Source organism: Pseudomonas fluorescens, assembly GCF_012974785.1.
In the GTDB taxonomy this organism is placed as follows: Bacteria; Pseudomonadota; Gammaproteobacteria; order Pseudomonadales; family Pseudomonadaceae; genus Aquipseudomonas; species Aquipseudomonas fluorescens_BT.
On record NZ_CP027561.1, the window covers coordinates 1,823,897 to 1,837,370 of the forward strand.

General features: G+C 58.4%; 14 protein-coding genes. 11 read left to right on the plus strand and 3 right to left on the minus strand.

Features of this window, described 5'->3' with window-relative positions:
• Positions 1 to 38: 38 nt before the first annotated feature.
• The 6 genes from lpdA (at position 39) to C6Y56_RS08235 (ending at position 6,659) form a co-directional block, all read left to right on the plus strand.
• Complete coding sequence (gene lpdA, locus C6Y56_RS08210; protein WP_011333117.1) at positions 39 to 1,475, plus strand: dihydrolipoyl dehydrogenase; 1,437 nt, start codon at positions 39 to 41, stop codon at positions 1,473 to 1,475.
• A gap of 201 nt (positions 1,476 to 1,676) precedes the next feature.
• Positions 1,677 to 2,843 carry an ADP-forming succinate--CoA ligase subunit beta gene (gene sucC, locus C6Y56_RS08215; protein ID WP_007959029.1) on the plus strand — a complete coding sequence of 389 codons (1,167 nt, stop codon included), beginning with the start codon at positions 1,677 to 1,679 and terminating at the stop codon, positions 2,841 to 2,843.
• On the plus strand, positions 2,843 to 3,727 hold the full coding sequence (gene sucD / locus C6Y56_RS08220; protein WP_011333119.1) for a succinate--CoA ligase subunit alpha: 885 nt from the start codon (positions 2,843 to 2,845) through the stop codon (positions 3,725 to 3,727). Before sucC ends, sucD begins: the two co-directional genes overlap by 1 nt.
• A 329-nt stretch (positions 3,728 to 4,056) precedes the next feature.
• Positions 4,057 to 5,370, plus strand: coding sequence for a branched-chain amino acid transport system II carrier protein (gene brnQ, locus C6Y56_RS08225; protein WP_169429452.1), 1,314 nt, complete (start codon positions 4,057 to 4,059; stop codon positions 5,368 to 5,370).
• Positions 5,371 to 5,520: 150 nt separating this feature from the next.
• Positions 5,521 to 6,258, plus strand: a complete 738-nt coding sequence (locus C6Y56_RS08230) for a DUF599 domain-containing protein (protein WP_011333121.1) — start codon at positions 5,521 to 5,523, stop codon at positions 6,256 to 6,258.
• Positions 6,258 to 6,659 (plus strand): MAPEG family protein, encoded by a 402-nt coding sequence (locus C6Y56_RS08235; protein ID WP_169429453.1) that lies wholly within the window; start codon positions 6,258 to 6,260, stop codon positions 6,657 to 6,659. The genes C6Y56_RS08230 and C6Y56_RS08235 overlap by 1 nt, the downstream gene beginning before the upstream one ends.
• 77 nt (positions 6,660 to 6,736) lie before the next feature.
• On the opposite strand, the gene C6Y56_RS08240 is transcribed toward C6Y56_RS08235, so the two are convergent.
• Positions 6,737 to 6,973: a hypothetical protein gene (locus C6Y56_RS08240; RefSeq protein WP_007959016.1), complete on the minus strand. Its 237-nt coding sequence runs from the start codon at positions 6,971 to 6,973 to the stop codon at positions 6,737 to 6,739.
• 158 nt (positions 6,974 to 7,131) lie between these two features.
• Here C6Y56_RS08240 and C6Y56_RS08245 point away from each other — a divergent pair, with 158 nt between their 5' ends.
• The 4 genes from C6Y56_RS08245 to C6Y56_RS08260 all read left to right on the plus strand — a co-directional run bounded on the left by C6Y56_RS08245 (position 7,132) and on the right by C6Y56_RS08260 (position 10,840).
• On the plus strand, positions 7,132 to 7,608 hold the full coding sequence (locus C6Y56_RS08245) for a PaaI family thioesterase (RefSeq protein ID WP_085710556.1): 477 nt from the start codon (positions 7,132 to 7,134) through the stop codon (positions 7,606 to 7,608).
• Positions 7,605 to 8,057 (plus strand): PaaI family thioesterase, encoded by a 453-nt coding sequence (locus C6Y56_RS08250; protein WP_169429454.1) that lies wholly within the window; start codon positions 7,605 to 7,607, stop codon positions 8,055 to 8,057. The genes C6Y56_RS08245 and C6Y56_RS08250 overlap by 4 nt, the downstream gene beginning before the upstream one ends.
• A gap of 81 nt (positions 8,058 to 8,138) precedes the next feature.
• Positions 8,139 to 10,043, plus strand: a complete 1,905-nt coding sequence (gene htpG / locus C6Y56_RS08255; RefSeq protein ID WP_169429455.1) for a molecular chaperone HtpG — start codon at positions 8,139 to 8,141, stop codon at positions 10,041 to 10,043.
• 68 nt (positions 10,044 to 10,111) lie between these two features.
• A complete protein-coding gene (locus tag C6Y56_RS08260) occupies positions 10,112 to 10,840 on the plus strand; it encodes a dienelactone hydrolase family protein (RefSeq protein ID WP_169429456.1) in 729 nt (242 codons plus the stop codon).
• Between the two features lie 42 nt (positions 10,841 to 10,882).
• On the opposite strand, the gene C6Y56_RS08265 is transcribed toward C6Y56_RS08260, so the two are convergent.
• Positions 10,883 to 11,773 (minus strand): pirin family protein, encoded by an 891-nt coding sequence (locus C6Y56_RS08265; protein WP_169429457.1) that lies wholly within the window; start codon positions 11,771 to 11,773, stop codon positions 10,883 to 10,885.
• Positions 11,774 to 11,834: 61 nt separating this feature from the next.
• On the minus strand, positions 11,835 to 12,251 hold the full coding sequence (locus C6Y56_RS08270) for an OsmC family protein (protein ID WP_007959010.1): 417 nt from the start codon (positions 12,249 to 12,251) through the stop codon (positions 11,835 to 11,837).
• Positions 12,252 to 12,379: 128 nt separating this feature from the next.
• Here C6Y56_RS08270 and C6Y56_RS08275 point away from each other — a divergent pair, with 128 nt between their 5' ends.
• Entirely contained in the window at positions 12,380 to 13,435 is a 1,056-nt protein-coding gene (locus tag C6Y56_RS08275; RefSeq protein WP_169429458.1) for an amidohydrolase family protein, read from the plus strand.
• Positions 13,436 to 13,474: the final 39 nt, after the last annotated feature.

Sequence of the window (13,474 nt, forward strand, 5' to 3'; positions counted from 1 at the left end):
TTGCGGCTTGAAGCTTTTCGCTAAAGAGGATTTTTTGAATGTCGCAGAAATTTGACGTAGTAGTGATCGGTGCGGGCCCTGGCGGCTACGTGGCAGCCATCAAGGCCGCGCAACTCGGCCTGAGCACTGCCTGCATCGAGAAGTACACCGATGCTGAAGGCAAGCAAGCCCTGGGCGGCACCTGCCTGAACGTAGGCTGCATTCCTTCCAAGGCGCTGCTGGACAGCTCCTGGAAATACAAGGAAGCGAAAGAAAGCTTCAACGTCCACGGTATCTCGACCGGCGAAGTCAAAATGGACGTCGCTGCGATGGTTGGCCGCAAGGCTGGCATCGTCAAGAACCTGACCGGCGGTGTTGCCACCCTGTTCAAGGCCAACGGCGTTACTTCGATCCAGGGCCACGGCAAACTGCTGGCCGGCAAGAAAGTCGAAGTCACCAAGCCGGACGGCTCGGTTGAAGTCATCGAAGCCGAAAACGTCATCCTGGCTCCAGGTTCGCGTCCGATCGACATTCCACCGGCTCCGGTCGATCAGAAAGTCATCGTCGATTCGACTGGCGCTCTGGAATTCCAATCCGTACCTAAACGTCTGGGCGTGATCGGCGCTGGCGTGATCGGTCTGGAACTGGGTTCGGTCTGGTCGCGTCTGGGTGCAGAAGTGACTGTCCTGGAAGCCCTGGACACCTTCCTGATGGCAGCGGACACCGCGGTTTCCAAGGAAGCGCTGAAAACCCTGACCAAACAGGGTCTGGACATCAAGCTGGGCGCTCGCGTAACCGGCTCGAAAGTGAACGGCGACGAAGTGGTTGTGAACTACACCGACGCCAACGGCGAACAGACCATCACTTTCGACAAGCTGATCGTAGCCGTTGGTCGCCGTCCGGTGACCACTGATCTGCTGGCAGCCGACAGCGGCGTGACCCTGGACGAGCGCGGTTTCGTGCACGTTGACGATCACTGCGCCACCACCGTACCGGGCGTCTACGCCATCGGTGACGTGGTTCGCGGCATGATGCTGGCTCACAAGGCCTCGGAAGAGGGCATCATGGTCGTCGAGCGCATCAAGGGCCACAAGGCCCAGATGAACTATGACCTGATCCCTTCGGTTATTTATACTCACCCGGAAATCGCATGGGTCGGTAAAACCGAGCAGGCCTTGAAAGCTGAAGGCGTTGAAGTTAACGTCGGCACCTTCCCGTTCGCAGCATCCGGCCGTGCCATGGCCGCCAACGATACCGGTGGTTTCGTCAAGGTCATCGCCGATGCCAAGACTGACCGCGTATTGGGCGTGCACGTGATTGGCCCGAGCGCTGCAGAACTGGTTCAGCAGGGCGCGATCGGTATGGAATTCGGCACCAGCGCTGAAGACCTGGGCATGATGGTTTTCTCCCATCCGACCCTGTCCGAAGCCTTGCACGAAGCAGCTCTGGCAGTGAATGGCGGCGCCATCCACATTGCCAACCGCAAGAAGCGTTAAGACACACAATAAGAAACCACGGCGGTACGGCCCGTCGTGAGCCTTGCGTGCAAGACTCACCGCGGAATGTCCGCTGGACGCAGCCTTGCGTAGCTGCACCGGGTATCCGGAAAGGCTACGCAAGCAGCAGTCACAGGTGGCGCGGCACTCATAAAGAGCGCAGCGCCGAATGCGCAGTACCTAACGAAGACGGTAAAAAGCATGAATCTTCACGAGTATCAGGGTAAGCAGCTGTTCGCTGAATACGGCCTGCCAGTTTCCACTGGTTTCGCAGTAGACACCCCGGAAGCAGCAGCAGAAGCTTGCGACAAAATCGGCGGCAACGAGTGGGTTGTCAAAGCCCAGGTTCACGCCGGTGGTCGCGGTAAAGCGGGCGGCGTCAAGCTGGTTCGCAGCAAAGAAGACGCCAAAGCCTTCGCACAGCAGTGGCTGGGCAAGCGTCTGGTGACTTACCAGACTGATGCCAATGGCCAGCCAGTCACCAAGATCCTGGTTGAATCGTGCACTGATATCGCTAAAGAGCTGTACCTGGGCGCTGTCGTTGACCGTTCGAGCCGTCGCATCGTGTTCATGGCTTCCACCGAAGGTGGCGTGGACATCGAGAAAATCGCTCACGACACTCCAGAAAAAATTCTGAAAGCCACTATCGATCCACTGGTTGGCGCTCAGCCATTCCAGGGTCGCGAGCTGGCATTCCAGCTGGGTCTGGAAGGCAAGCAGGTTGCTCAGTTCGCCAAGATCTTCGTAGGTCTGGCCAAGCTGTTCAAGGATCACGACCTGGCTCTGCTGGAAGTGAACCCGCTGGTGATCAAGGCTGACGGCGATCTGCACTGCCTGGACGCCAAGATCAACATCGACGCCAACGCAATGTACCGTCAGCCTAAGCTGAAGACTTTCCACGATCCGTCCCAGGACGATCCGCGCGAAGCGCACGCTGCCAAGTTCGAACTGAACTATGTAGCGCTGGAAGGCAACATCGGCTGCATGGTGAACGGTGCCGGCCTGGCCATGGGTACCATGGACATCGTCAACCTGCACGGCGGCAAGCCAGCCAACTTCCTCGACGTAGGTGGTGGTGCTACCAAAGAGCGCGTGACCGAAGCTTTCAAAATCATTCTGTCCGACAGCAATGTCGCTGCAGTACTGGTTAACATCTTCGGCGGCATCGTTCGTTGCGACATGATTGCCGAAGGCATCATCGGTGCAGTGAAAGAAGTCGGCGTGAAAATCCCGGTTGTTGTTCGTCTTGAAGGCAACAACGCTGAACTGGGCGCTAAAGTACTGGCAGAAAGCGGTTTGAACATCATCGCTGCTACCAGCCTGACCGACGCTGCTCAACAAGTCGTTAAAGCTGCGGAGGGCAAGTAATGAGCGTCCTGATCAATAAAGACACCAAAGTAATCTGCCAGGGCTTCACCGGTGCGCAGGGTACTTTCCACTCCGAACAAGCCATTGCCTACGGCACCAAAATGGTTGGCGGCGTGACACCAGGCAAAGGTGGCACCACTCACCTGAACCTGCCTGTGTTCAACACTGTGAAAGAAGCTGTAGAAGCCACTGGCGCCACCGCCAGCGTGATCTACGTTCCGGCTCCTTTCTGCAAGGACTCGATCCTGGAAGCAGCGTTCGGCGGCATCAAGCTGATCGTCTGCATCACCGAAGGCATTCCTACCCTGGACATGCTGGACGCGAAAGTTAAGTGCGACGAGCTGGGTGTTACCCTGATCGGCCCTAACTGCCCAGGCGTGATCACTCCGGGCGAGTGCAAGATCGGCATCATGCCAGGTCACATCCACTTGCCAGGCAAGGTCGGTATCGTTTCCCGTTCCGGCACCCTGACCTACGAAGCTGTGAAGCAGACCACTGACGCCGGTTTCGGTCAGTCGACTTGCGTCGGTATCGGTGGTGACCCGATCCCGGGTTCGAACTTCATCGATATCCTGAAGCTGTTCCAGGAAGACCCGAAGACCGAAGCGATCGTCATGATCGGCGAGATCGGCGGTTCGGCTGAAGAAGAAGCGGCTGCCTACATCAAGGCGAACGTGACCAAGCCGGTTGTTTCCTACATCGCTGGTGTGACTGCTCCTCCGGGCAAGCGCATGGGCCATGCGGGTGCAATCATCTCCGGCGGCAAAGGCACTGCAGACGAGAAATTCGCTGCGCTGCAAGACGCAGGCGTGAAAACCGTGCGTTCGCTGGCAGACATCGGCAAGGCCCTGGCCGAGCTGACTGGCTGGGAAGTGAAGAAGTAAGCTTCGGCTGACTTCTCTGCTCCAGCAACAAAGGCCACCTTCGGGTGGCCTTTGTCGTTTCTGTTGGGTGAGTTGACGAAGGTGAGTTATAGGCACCTGCCCAATTACATGCAAAAACGCGACACGGACATGTCGCGTATCGGATAGTTCGCCCTCAAACAGTGCGTTTGTCAGACAAATTCGTTAGGCTAGCAGCCATTTTTGCGTCTGCCGCCCACAAGGCATGCAACGCGCTAAACGGGTCAGTCCCATACGGATTGACAGCATTTCCCTAACCCCACAGGGAAATCCCCCTCTAAATTCCGATTCAGTAGTGTGGTATTTCCTTAATGAAAGTTTTGAAAGGTCAGGACATCCTGGCACTTGGCTTTATGACATTCGCCCTGTTCGTCGGGGCCGGCAACATCATCTTCCCGCCTATCGTCGGTTTGCAGTCCGGGCCAAACGTCTGGATGGCGGCGCTGGGCTTCCTGATCACGGCGGTTGGTCTGCCGGTGGTCACCGTCGTGGCGCTGGCCAAGGTCGGCGGAGCGATGGATGCCTTGAGCACGCCGATCGGCAAGATTGCCGGTGGCGTACTGGCAGCCGCGTGCTATCTGGCGGTCGGCCCGTTGTTCGCCACGCCGCGTACCGCAACCGTGTCTTTCGAAGTGGGCCTGGCGCCGCTGACCGGTGAAAGCCCGCTGGCGCTGTTCCTCTACAGCTCGGTGTATTTCCTGCTGGTATTCTTCATCTCGCTCTATCCGGGCCGTCTGCTGGATACCGTAGGACGTTTCCTGGCGCCGCTGAAGATCATTGCCCTGGCCGTACTCGGCATCGCTGCGTTCGCGCTGCCGGCCGGTGATATCGGCGTGGCCACTCCGGAATACGTCGCGGCACCGTTCTCTCAAGGCTTCATCAATGGTTACCTGACCATGGATACCCTGGGCGCCCTGGTGTTCGGCATCGTCATCGTCAACGCGATCCGCTCCCGTGGCGTCGAGTCGCCGGCCCTGATCACCCGTTACGCGATCATCGCCGGGCTGATTGCCGGTGTCGGTCTGGCGCTGGTGTATGTCAGCCTGTTCCGTCTGGGTTCCGGCAGTCATGAAGTGGCCGCTGGCGCTACCAACGGCGCGGCGGTGTTGCACGCTTATGTGCAACATACCTTCGGTTCGCTGGGCAGTGGCTTTCTCGCGGTACTGATCTCCCTGGCGTGTCTGGTGACGGCGGTCGGCCTGACCTGTGCCTGCGCTGAATACTTCAGTCGCGTAGTGCCGCTGTCCTACAAGACGCTGGTCATCATCCTCGCCGCGTTTTCGTTGCTGGTGTCCAACCTGGGCCTGACCAAGCTGATCGCGTTCTCGATCCCGGTGCTGACTGCGATTTACCCGCCGTGCATCGTGCTGGTGGCCCTGAGCTTCTGTGCCGCGTTCTGGCATGAACAGAGCCGCATCATGGGCCCGGTGATGCTGGTGTCGTTCGTGTTCGGCACCATCGATGCGCTGAAAGGCGCCGGTCTGGCTGACTGGATGCCATCGCAACTGGCCCACCTGCCGCTGAGCGAGCAAGGCCTGGCGTGGCTGGTGCCTTGCGTGATGACCCTGGTAGTTGCCGTCGTTTGTGATCGCCTGCTGGGCAAGCGCGCCGAAGCACTTGCCTAAGATTGCCGGGCTGCCACAAGCGGCCTTGGGTGATTAAACAGAAATGCCCCGTATCAATCGATACGGGGCATTTTTTATGGGTGTGAGGCAGTGTCTTTTTCCCTCGACTAACGTCGAAGGGGAGCCGAAATCTTCATCACAGGGAATTGCATGTCGTTCATACAAGCCAACCTGATTCATCTGCTGGCCGCGCTCTGGTTCGTCATCTGCTGGGGCGGTTACACCCGTTATGCCACCTGGAAGGGCCGTGACACCGCGTGCCTGGCCAGTGTGTTGCACCTGTACCGCGAAGACTGGATGCGTCGCATGCTGCTGCGTGACAACCGCATCGCCGACGCCAGCGTGATCGGCAACCTTGAGCGCAATGCGTCGTTCTTCGCCTCCAGCACGTTGATTATCCTGGCCGGCATTCTGACTGTGCTCGGTGCTTCGGAGCGTGCAGTGTCGTTGCTGGCAGACATCCCGATGGTGCAGCAGGCCTCCCAGGGTATGTCGGAGATCAAGTTGCTGTGCCTGGCGCTGGTGTTTGTGTATGCCTTCTTCACCTTCAGCTGGTGCATGCGCCAATACAACTTCGCCGCCATTCTGGTCGGCTCGGCCCCGATGATCGGTGAGCGTCAGGTTTCCGAGCAGGAGCGCAAGGCGTTCGCTTCACGGGCGGCACGGGTGATTTCGATGGCGGCCAACCAGTTCAACTTCGGTCTGCGTTCCTACTACTTCGGGATGAGCATGCTGGCGTGGTTCGTCAGCCCGTGGCTGTTCATGTTGATGAGCGCTGGCGTTGTGCTGGTGTTGTATCGCCGCGAGTTTCATTCCGACGTGCTCGATGTAATGGTCTATACCCCTACAGAGGCGCCATTGCCCGAAGCGAACAAAGAGGCTGCTTGATGAGTATTCCGTTCTGGTGTGTGTTGATCAGTGCGTTGTTGATCTACGTGGCGCGCATGCCCGTGGGCAAGGCCATGAAAGAGCAGGGTGGCTACAACAACCATCTGCCGCGTCAGCAGCAGGCGCAGCTCACCGGTTACGGAGCCCGGGCGTTGGCCGCCCACCAGAACAGCATCGAAGCCTTCATTCTGTTTGCCGTCGGCGTGCTGATGGCGCATACCACGCAGACGGCGGGATGGCTCATCGATACATTGGCGATCATCTTCGTGATCGCACGGATTCTCTATTTGTGGTTCTACCTCGCGGACATTCCCGCGCTGCGCAGTCTGGTCTGGCTGGTCGGCTTAGTTTGCTCATTGTTGTTGATGATTAGTCCGACTTTTAGAACTGTCTTGCTCTAAGGTGGCATGGGCAAAAAATCACAGGCAAAAGAAAACCCGCACTTGGCGGGTTTTCTTTTTTGCCAGCGAGAAGCGGTTTATTGCTTCTTGGCAGCTTCTTCTTGCGCTGCAGCGTTCGATTCAGCCTGAGCTTTGGCAGCTTCGGCGTTTTCTTTCGCTGCGTCGTTCACTTTATCCTGAGCTTTGTTCATGTCTTGCTGAGCTTGTTCAGCATGTTGGTTGGCATCTTGAGCTTTGTCCTCGGATTTTTTATCGCAGGCAGCGAGACCGAGGGAAGCGGTCAACATCAAGGCAATAGCTAAAGTCTTACGCATGGGGTGTTTCTCCTTATGGAAAATAACTACTGGCCTTAAGAGCTCGGGCCCAAGGGTTAAGTTCCTCATTTCTCACAGATATATAAGTTTGTTTTGCAATGGAACTTTTGCTGTTCTTGCCACTACCGGCAGCAGTGATTAACAAGAGTAATTATCAAATGGCCGAAAACCCTGTTTTTGAGCGCGCGACACGCTTTCTCTCGGCCCTGCGCCACTGCCAGGTACTGGGTTTGAAAGTGCACAGCGCCAGCAGCGAAGGCCTGACGGTGGTCCTGCCGTACAGCGCACAGATCGTTGGTAACCCGCTGACCGGCGTGGTCCACGGCGGGGCGATCACGTCGCTGATGGACACGGCGTGTGGCATGGCCACCCTGTGCGTGCTGCCGGAATTCGAAGTCTGCCCGACCCTTGATCTGCGCATCGACTACATGCACGCCGCCGAACCGCATAAAGACGTCTATGGCTTCGCCCAATGTTATCGAGTCACCACCGATGTGATCTTCGCTCGCGGCTTCGCGTATCAGGATGATCCCGAGCAACCGATTGCGCATGTCGTCGGCACCTTCATGCGCATGGGCAAGGGGCTTAAAGGGACAAAAGGCTTTGGTGGCGCGATCAAGGGAGAAAACCCATGAGCGATGATTTCAAGCTGCAACTGCAAGAAGCCCACGAAAAGGGTGACTACGCGCCGCTGCTCAAACTGATCCCCTACGCCGGACTCATCGGCGTCGAGTGTTCGCGGGTCGGTGATGACCTGCTGTTCAAGCTGCCGGCCAACAAGGACAACATTGGTAACCCTTTATTGCCGGCGATCCACGGCGGAGTGATCGCCGGATTCATGGAGCTGTCTGCCGCCCTGCACCTGCTGATTTTCACCGGTGCGCCCGGTGTGCCGAAAATCATCGATTTCTCCCTCGATTACCTGCGGGCCGGGCAGTTTCGCGACACCTGGGCCCGGTGTCAGGTCTGCCGTCAGGGCCGGCGGGTGGCCAATGTCGCGGTCACTGCCTGGCAAAGCACCGAAAGCGAACCGATTGCCACCGCCCGCGCACACTTCAAAATCGATGAGCCCTTGAAATCCTGAAGCACGCCCCCAACTCACAGAACAACCCGCCGCCGACCAGCAGGGTCGCGGCCAATGCCATCTGATTGGAGTTTGATGACCATGAGTGTGGAAACTCAAAAGGAAACCCTGGGCTTCCAGACCGAGGTGAAGCAGCTGCTGCACCTCATGATCCATTCGCTGTATTCCAACAAGGAAATCTTCCTTCGCGAATTGATCTCGAACGCCTCTGACGCCGTCGACAAATTGCGCTTCGAAGCCCTGGCCAAGCCAGAGTTGCTCGAAGGTGGCGATGAACTGAAAATCCGTGTGAGCTTCGACAAGGACGCCAAGACCGTCACCCTCGAAGACAACGGCATCGGCATGAACCGTGACGATGTGATCACCCACCTGGGGACCATCGCCAAATCCGGCACCGCCGATTTCATGAAGAATCTCTCGGGCGATCAGAAAAAGGATTCGCACCTGATCGGTCAGTTCGGTGTGGGCTTCTACTCCGCATTCATCGTTGCTGACAAAGTTGACGTGTACAGTCGTCGCGCCGGCACTGCCGCCAGCGAAGGCGTGCACTGGTCGTCGAAAGGCGAGGGCGAATTCGAAGTCGCCACCATCGACAAGCCAGAGCGCGGCACCCGCATCGTCCTGCACCTGAAACCCGGTGAAAACGAGTTCGCCGATGGCTGGCGCCTGCGCAACATCATCAAGAAGTATTCCGACCACATCGCGCTGCCGATCGAGCTGCCGAAAGAAGTGGCCGCTGCCGAAGGCGAAGAGAAGCCAGAAGTTGAGTGGGAAACCGTCAACCGCGCCAGCGCCCTGTGGACCCGTCCTCGCACCGAAGTGAAGGACGAGGAATACCAGGAGTTCTACAAACACATCGCCCACGACTTCGAAAACCCGCTGTCGTGGAGCCACAACAAGGTCGAAGGCAAGCTCGAGTACACCTCGCTGCTGTACTTGCCGGCCCGCGCACCGTTCGATCTGTACCAGCGTGAAGCGCCGAAAGGCCTGAAGCTGTACGTACAGCGCGTGTTCGTGATGGATCAGGCCGAGTCGTTCCTGCCGCTGTACCTGCGCTTCATCAAAGGCGTGGTCGACTCCAACGACCTGTCGCTGAACGTGTCGCGGGAAATCCTGCAGAAAGACCCGATCATCGACTCGATGAAGTCGGCGCTGACCAAGCGTGTGCTGGACATGCTGGAAAAACTGGCGAAGAACGAGCCTGAGCAATACAAGGGCTTCTGGAAAAACTTCGGGCAGGTCATGAAAGAAGGCCCGGCAGAAGATTTCGCCAACAAGGAAAAGATTGCCGGTCTGCTGCGTTTCGCATCGACCAACGGCGACGACGGCGAGCAGATCGTCGGGCTGGCCGAGTACCTGGCGCGCGCCAAGGAAGGTCAGGACAAGATCTACTACCTCACCGGCGAAACCTACGCGCAGGTCAAGAACAGCCCGCACCTGGAAGTCTTCCGCAAGAAAGGCATCGAAGTGCTGCTGCTGACTGACCGCATCGACGAGTGGCTGATGAGCTACCTCAACGAGTTCGACGGCAAGAGCTTTGTCGACGTCGCGCGCGGTGACCTGGACCTGGGCAACCTGGACTCGGAAGAGGACAAGAAGGTCGCAGAAGAAGTCGCCAAGTCGAAGGAAGGTCTGGTCGAGCGTCTGAAAACCGCACTGGGCGATTCCGTGGCCGAAGTCCGGGTTTCCCATCGCCTCACCGATTCGCCGGCTATTCTGGCGATCGGCGAGCAGGACCTGGGTCTGCAAATGCGTCAGATCCTCGAAGCCAGCGGGCAGAAGGTGCCGGATTCGAAGCCGATCTTCGAATTCAACCCGAGCCACCCGCTGATCGAGAAGCTCGACAACGAGGCCAGCGAAGATCGCTTCAGCGACCTGTCGCACATCCTCTTCGACCAGGCCGCTCTGGCGGCTGGCGACAGCTTGAAAGACCCGGCCGCTTACGTGACCCGTCTGAACAAGCTGCTGGTCGAGCTGTCCGCTTGATCAAACGGTAGAAAAACCCGCTTCGGCGGGTTTTTTCATTCTGGAGTTCAACCAATCTGGAGTCAGAAATGAGCCAAGTCACTGTACGTTCCGTGGTCTATCAGATTGACGGCCAGCCTTATGAAGGGCGCCTGGCGTTCGACGCCGAGCACAAAGGCGCACGTCCGGGCCTGCTGATGGCGCCGAACTGGATGGGTGTCAGCGCTGGCGCTGAAGAGATCGCCAAATCGGTGGCGGCCAAGGGGTATGTGGTGCTGATCGCTGACGTGTACGGCCAGGCCGTGCGTCCGCAGAACGCCGATCAGGCCGGTGCGGCGATGATGCCGCTGAAGAATGATCGCGCACTGCTGCGCAAGCGTATGCAGGCCGCGTTCGAACACTTGCAGAAGCAGGGCGAGGCGGCGGTCGATACCTCGAAACTGGCGGTGTTCGGTTTCTGCTTCGGCGGTTGCTGTGCACTGGACCTGGCCCGTACCGGAGCCCCAGTGAAAGCGGCGGTGTCGTTCCACGGCACACTGGATTCGCCGAACCCGGCGGACGCAAAGAACATCAAGGGCTCGGTGCTGGTGCTGCACGGTGCTTCCGATCCGTTGGTGCCGAAAGAGCAGTTGCCGGCATTCGAAGACGAGATGAACGCCGCTGGCGTGGACTGGCAGTTGTTGAGCTACGGCGGCGCGGTGCACTCGTTCACCGATCCGCACGCCAATGTGCCGGGCAAGATGATGTACGACGCGAAGACCGCAGCGCGGGCGTTCAAGTCGATGCATGACTTGCTGGATGAAGTGTTCAAAGGCTGATTCGGTTGAAAGCACTCCCACGCCTGGCGTGGGAGTGCTGGTTTAAAGCGGTGTCGGCTCGCTGCGTGATTTCGGCAGCTCGATCCGCTCGACTTCCCCCGGCACTGTCGGCCAGTCACCGGCCGCCCACTTGCGCCGCGCCTCATCGATTGCCGCCGGATCGCTCGCAACAAAATTCCAGTTGATCCGCCGTGGCCCGTCCAGTGGCGTACCGCCGAACAACACCGCGTGGCTGTCGCTCTCGGCGAACAAACTCATTTCTTCCCCGGTCGGCAATACCACAAGCGCATGGGGTTCGACCGCTTCGCCGTTCAATTGCACATCACCGCTCAAGACATACAGCGCCCGTTCTTCATGCTCGGTCGGGATCAGCAGTGTGGTCGCGGTTTGCATCTTCAGTTCGGCATAGAGCGTAGGAGAAAGCACCGGCACCGGTGATTCCAGACAAAAGCCTGACCCGGCGATCATGCGGATCTGCACGCCGAGGTTATCGCTGACCGGCAAGGTCGAGGCCGGGTGATGGCTGTAATGCCCCGGGCCTTGTTCGTGATCTTTGGGCGACGCGAGCCAGATTTGCAGGCCGTGCATCTTGAAGCTCTGATCCCATAGCGGTTCGGGTGTGCGCTCGACGTGAGCGATCGCCGTGCCGGCCGTCATCCAGCTGACATCGCCAGCACTGACCACCTGATCCGAACCCAGGCTGTCCTTGTGCTGGATCTGCCCTTCGAACAGATAGGTCAAAGTCGACAGACCGATGTGCGGGTGCTGTCGGATGTTCATGCCTTTGCCCGCCGGATAAACCGTTTCGAGCATGTGGTCGAAAAACACGAAAGGCCCGACGCTGCGGCATTTGGCTGACGGCAGCGGACGCAGGATCGGCTGGCCTTCGACGTCTTCGGCGCGCGGGCGGATGATCAGGGGTTGGGTGTCCATGGTCCATTCCAGGCTGAGCGGGTGATGCGTGGAGCATAACCCGCCGGTGTCGTCGGGGTGATTACTGGCTGTCGAAACCGACTGGCGCGTGGGTTTCGATGGTGACTTCGCTGGTGGTCATCAGCTTGTGAATCGGGCATCGATCGGCGACGCGCAGCAGTTCTTCGCGCTGGGCATCGGTGAGCACGCCCTTGAGGGTGAGGGTCACGTGCAGGGCGTATTTGCCTTTCTGTTCCTGGCTGTTGTCGCGTTTGACTTCAACACCGACGCCGGTCAGCGGGATGTCCTTTTTCTTTGCGTACAGCTTCAGGGTCAGGGCCTTGCAGGCGCCGAGGGCGGCGTCGAAGTAATCGTGCGGCTCCGGAGCCGAGCCTTCGCCGCCGGCGGTCGTCGGGACATCGGCGAACAGTTCATGTTCATCGATCTGTACAGTGTGGCGAAAACCTTCGGCAGACACGGTATTGACGGTAACGGTCATATGAACCTCGCAAGCTGTAGGAAAAGGGATTCGATCAAAAAAGACCTTGCAGGTATAGAGCATTCCCACACAGGCGCGTTCCACTTTCTTGCCGGGTGAACCCTCGTTGTCCGGCGAGGGTCTAGGCTATGCCTGTCTGCCGGAGAATGCTTGTGTCCGTGTTTCGTTTGAGTCTTGCCTGCCTGATGGTTTTCACCGGCGCCGCCAATGCCCGGGAATACATCTATAGTGACGCGCATCTGCATTACGTGGATTTTTTCCAGGAAACCGCCGGCATGCCGAAATTGCTGACGGCCATGAAGGAAAACTCCATTGAGCATGTGATGATTTCCGGCATTCCCGTGGCGAAGAAATGGCACGAAGACGAGCCGAAGCGCCCGCGTTATTACGCTGGCGATGATGCCGATGCCTATTGGTACAGCGCGACTGACGTGATCGTCGCCGACGCGGTGCAGAAACTCGCCCCGGAACAGCGCCAGTACTTTCACCCGTTCCTTTCAGGCTTCAATCCCAACGACAAGAACTCCGCCGCGCACATCCAGCGCATGCTCGATTTGTATCCCGGCTTGTGGCAGGGCATCGGCGAAGTCTTCACCCGTCACGACGACCTGACCGCGCTGACCTCTGGCGACACGCCACGCGCCAACAACGAAGCCATGACTCGCATCTATCACCTGGCCGCCGAAAACGATCTGCCGGTGATGTTGCATTCCAACATCACCTCCAAGCGTGAGAAGAATCCGCTGTACCTGAAGGAAATCGAAGAGCCGCTGCGTAATCATCCGCACACTCGGTTCATCTGGGCCCATGCCGGTACCAGTGCCGAAATCCATCGTCATCAAACGCAACTGGATTTTCTGCTGCCGACCCTCGCGCGAATGCTGGAGGCGTACCCGAACCTGTTCATTGATCTGTCGTGGAGCCTGCTGACGCCTTATCTGCTGGATGAAAAGGGCCAGCCGCGAGCGGAGTGGGTGCAACTGGTGGAACGTTATCCGGATCGCTTCATGCTCGGTTCGGACGTGGTCGGGCGATTCAACAAACTCGGCAAGCAAATCCACGGCTTCAAGCCGTTTCTCGACGCCTTGCCGGAAGCGGTGGCGAAAAAAGTCGCACGGGACAACTTCCTGGCGATATTGCCGCGAACAGCGCTCAAGTCCGGCAAACCCGCGCTGAATCGATAATGCCGGAGGTTCGTAGGATCAAGGCCTTTTGATATCGCG

What these genes read in the sequence shown, in the direction of transcription:
- C6Y56_RS08265 (WP_169429457.1), bottom strand. Translation starts at nt 11,773, where the DNA reads ATGGACACCCAACCCCTGATCATCCGCCCGCGCGCCGAAGACGTCGAA.
- brnQ (WP_169429452.1), top strand. Translation starts at nt 4,057, where the DNA reads ATGAAAGTTTTGAAAGGTCAGGACATCCTGGCACTTGGCTTTATGACA.
- lpdA (WP_011333117.1), top strand. Translation starts at nt 39, where the DNA reads ATGTCGCAGAAATTTGACGTAGTAGTGATCGGTGCGGGCCCTGGCGGC.
- C6Y56_RS08260 (WP_169429456.1), top strand. Translation starts at nt 10,112, where the DNA reads ATGAGCCAAGTCACTGTACGTTCCGTGGTCTATCAGATTGACGGCCAG.
- C6Y56_RS08235 (WP_169429453.1), top strand. Translation starts at nt 6,258, where the DNA reads ATGAGTATTCCGTTCTGGTGTGTGTTGATCAGTGCGTTGTTGATCTAC.
- C6Y56_RS08270 (WP_007959010.1), bottom strand. Translation starts at nt 12,251, where the DNA reads ATGACCGTTACCGTCAATACCGTGTCTGCCGAAGGTTTTCGCCACACT.
- C6Y56_RS08230 (WP_011333121.1), top strand. Translation starts at nt 5,521, where the DNA reads ATGTCGTTCATACAAGCCAACCTGATTCATCTGCTGGCCGCGCTCTGG.
- htpG (WP_169429455.1), top strand. Translation starts at nt 8,139, where the DNA reads ATGAGTGTGGAAACTCAAAAGGAAACCCTGGGCTTCCAGACCGAGGTG.
- C6Y56_RS08250 (WP_169429454.1), top strand. Translation starts at nt 7,605, where the DNA reads ATGAGCGATGATTTCAAGCTGCAACTGCAAGAAGCCCACGAAAAGGGT.
- C6Y56_RS08245 (WP_085710556.1), top strand. Translation starts at nt 7,132, where the DNA reads ATGGCCGAAAACCCTGTTTTTGAGCGCGCGACACGCTTTCTCTCGGCC.
- C6Y56_RS08275 (WP_169429458.1), top strand. Translation starts at nt 12,380, where the DNA reads ATGCCTGTCTGCCGGAGAATGCTTGTGTCCGTGTTTCGTTTGAGTCTT.
- sucC (WP_007959029.1), top strand. Translation starts at nt 1,677, where the DNA reads ATGAATCTTCACGAGTATCAGGGTAAGCAGCTGTTCGCTGAATACGGC.
- sucD (WP_011333119.1), top strand. Translation starts at nt 2,843, where the DNA reads ATGAGCGTCCTGATCAATAAAGACACCAAAGTAATCTGCCAGGGCTTC.
- C6Y56_RS08240 (WP_007959016.1), bottom strand. Translation starts at nt 6,973, where the DNA reads ATGCGTAAGACTTTAGCTATTGCCTTGATGTTGACCGCTTCCCTCGGT.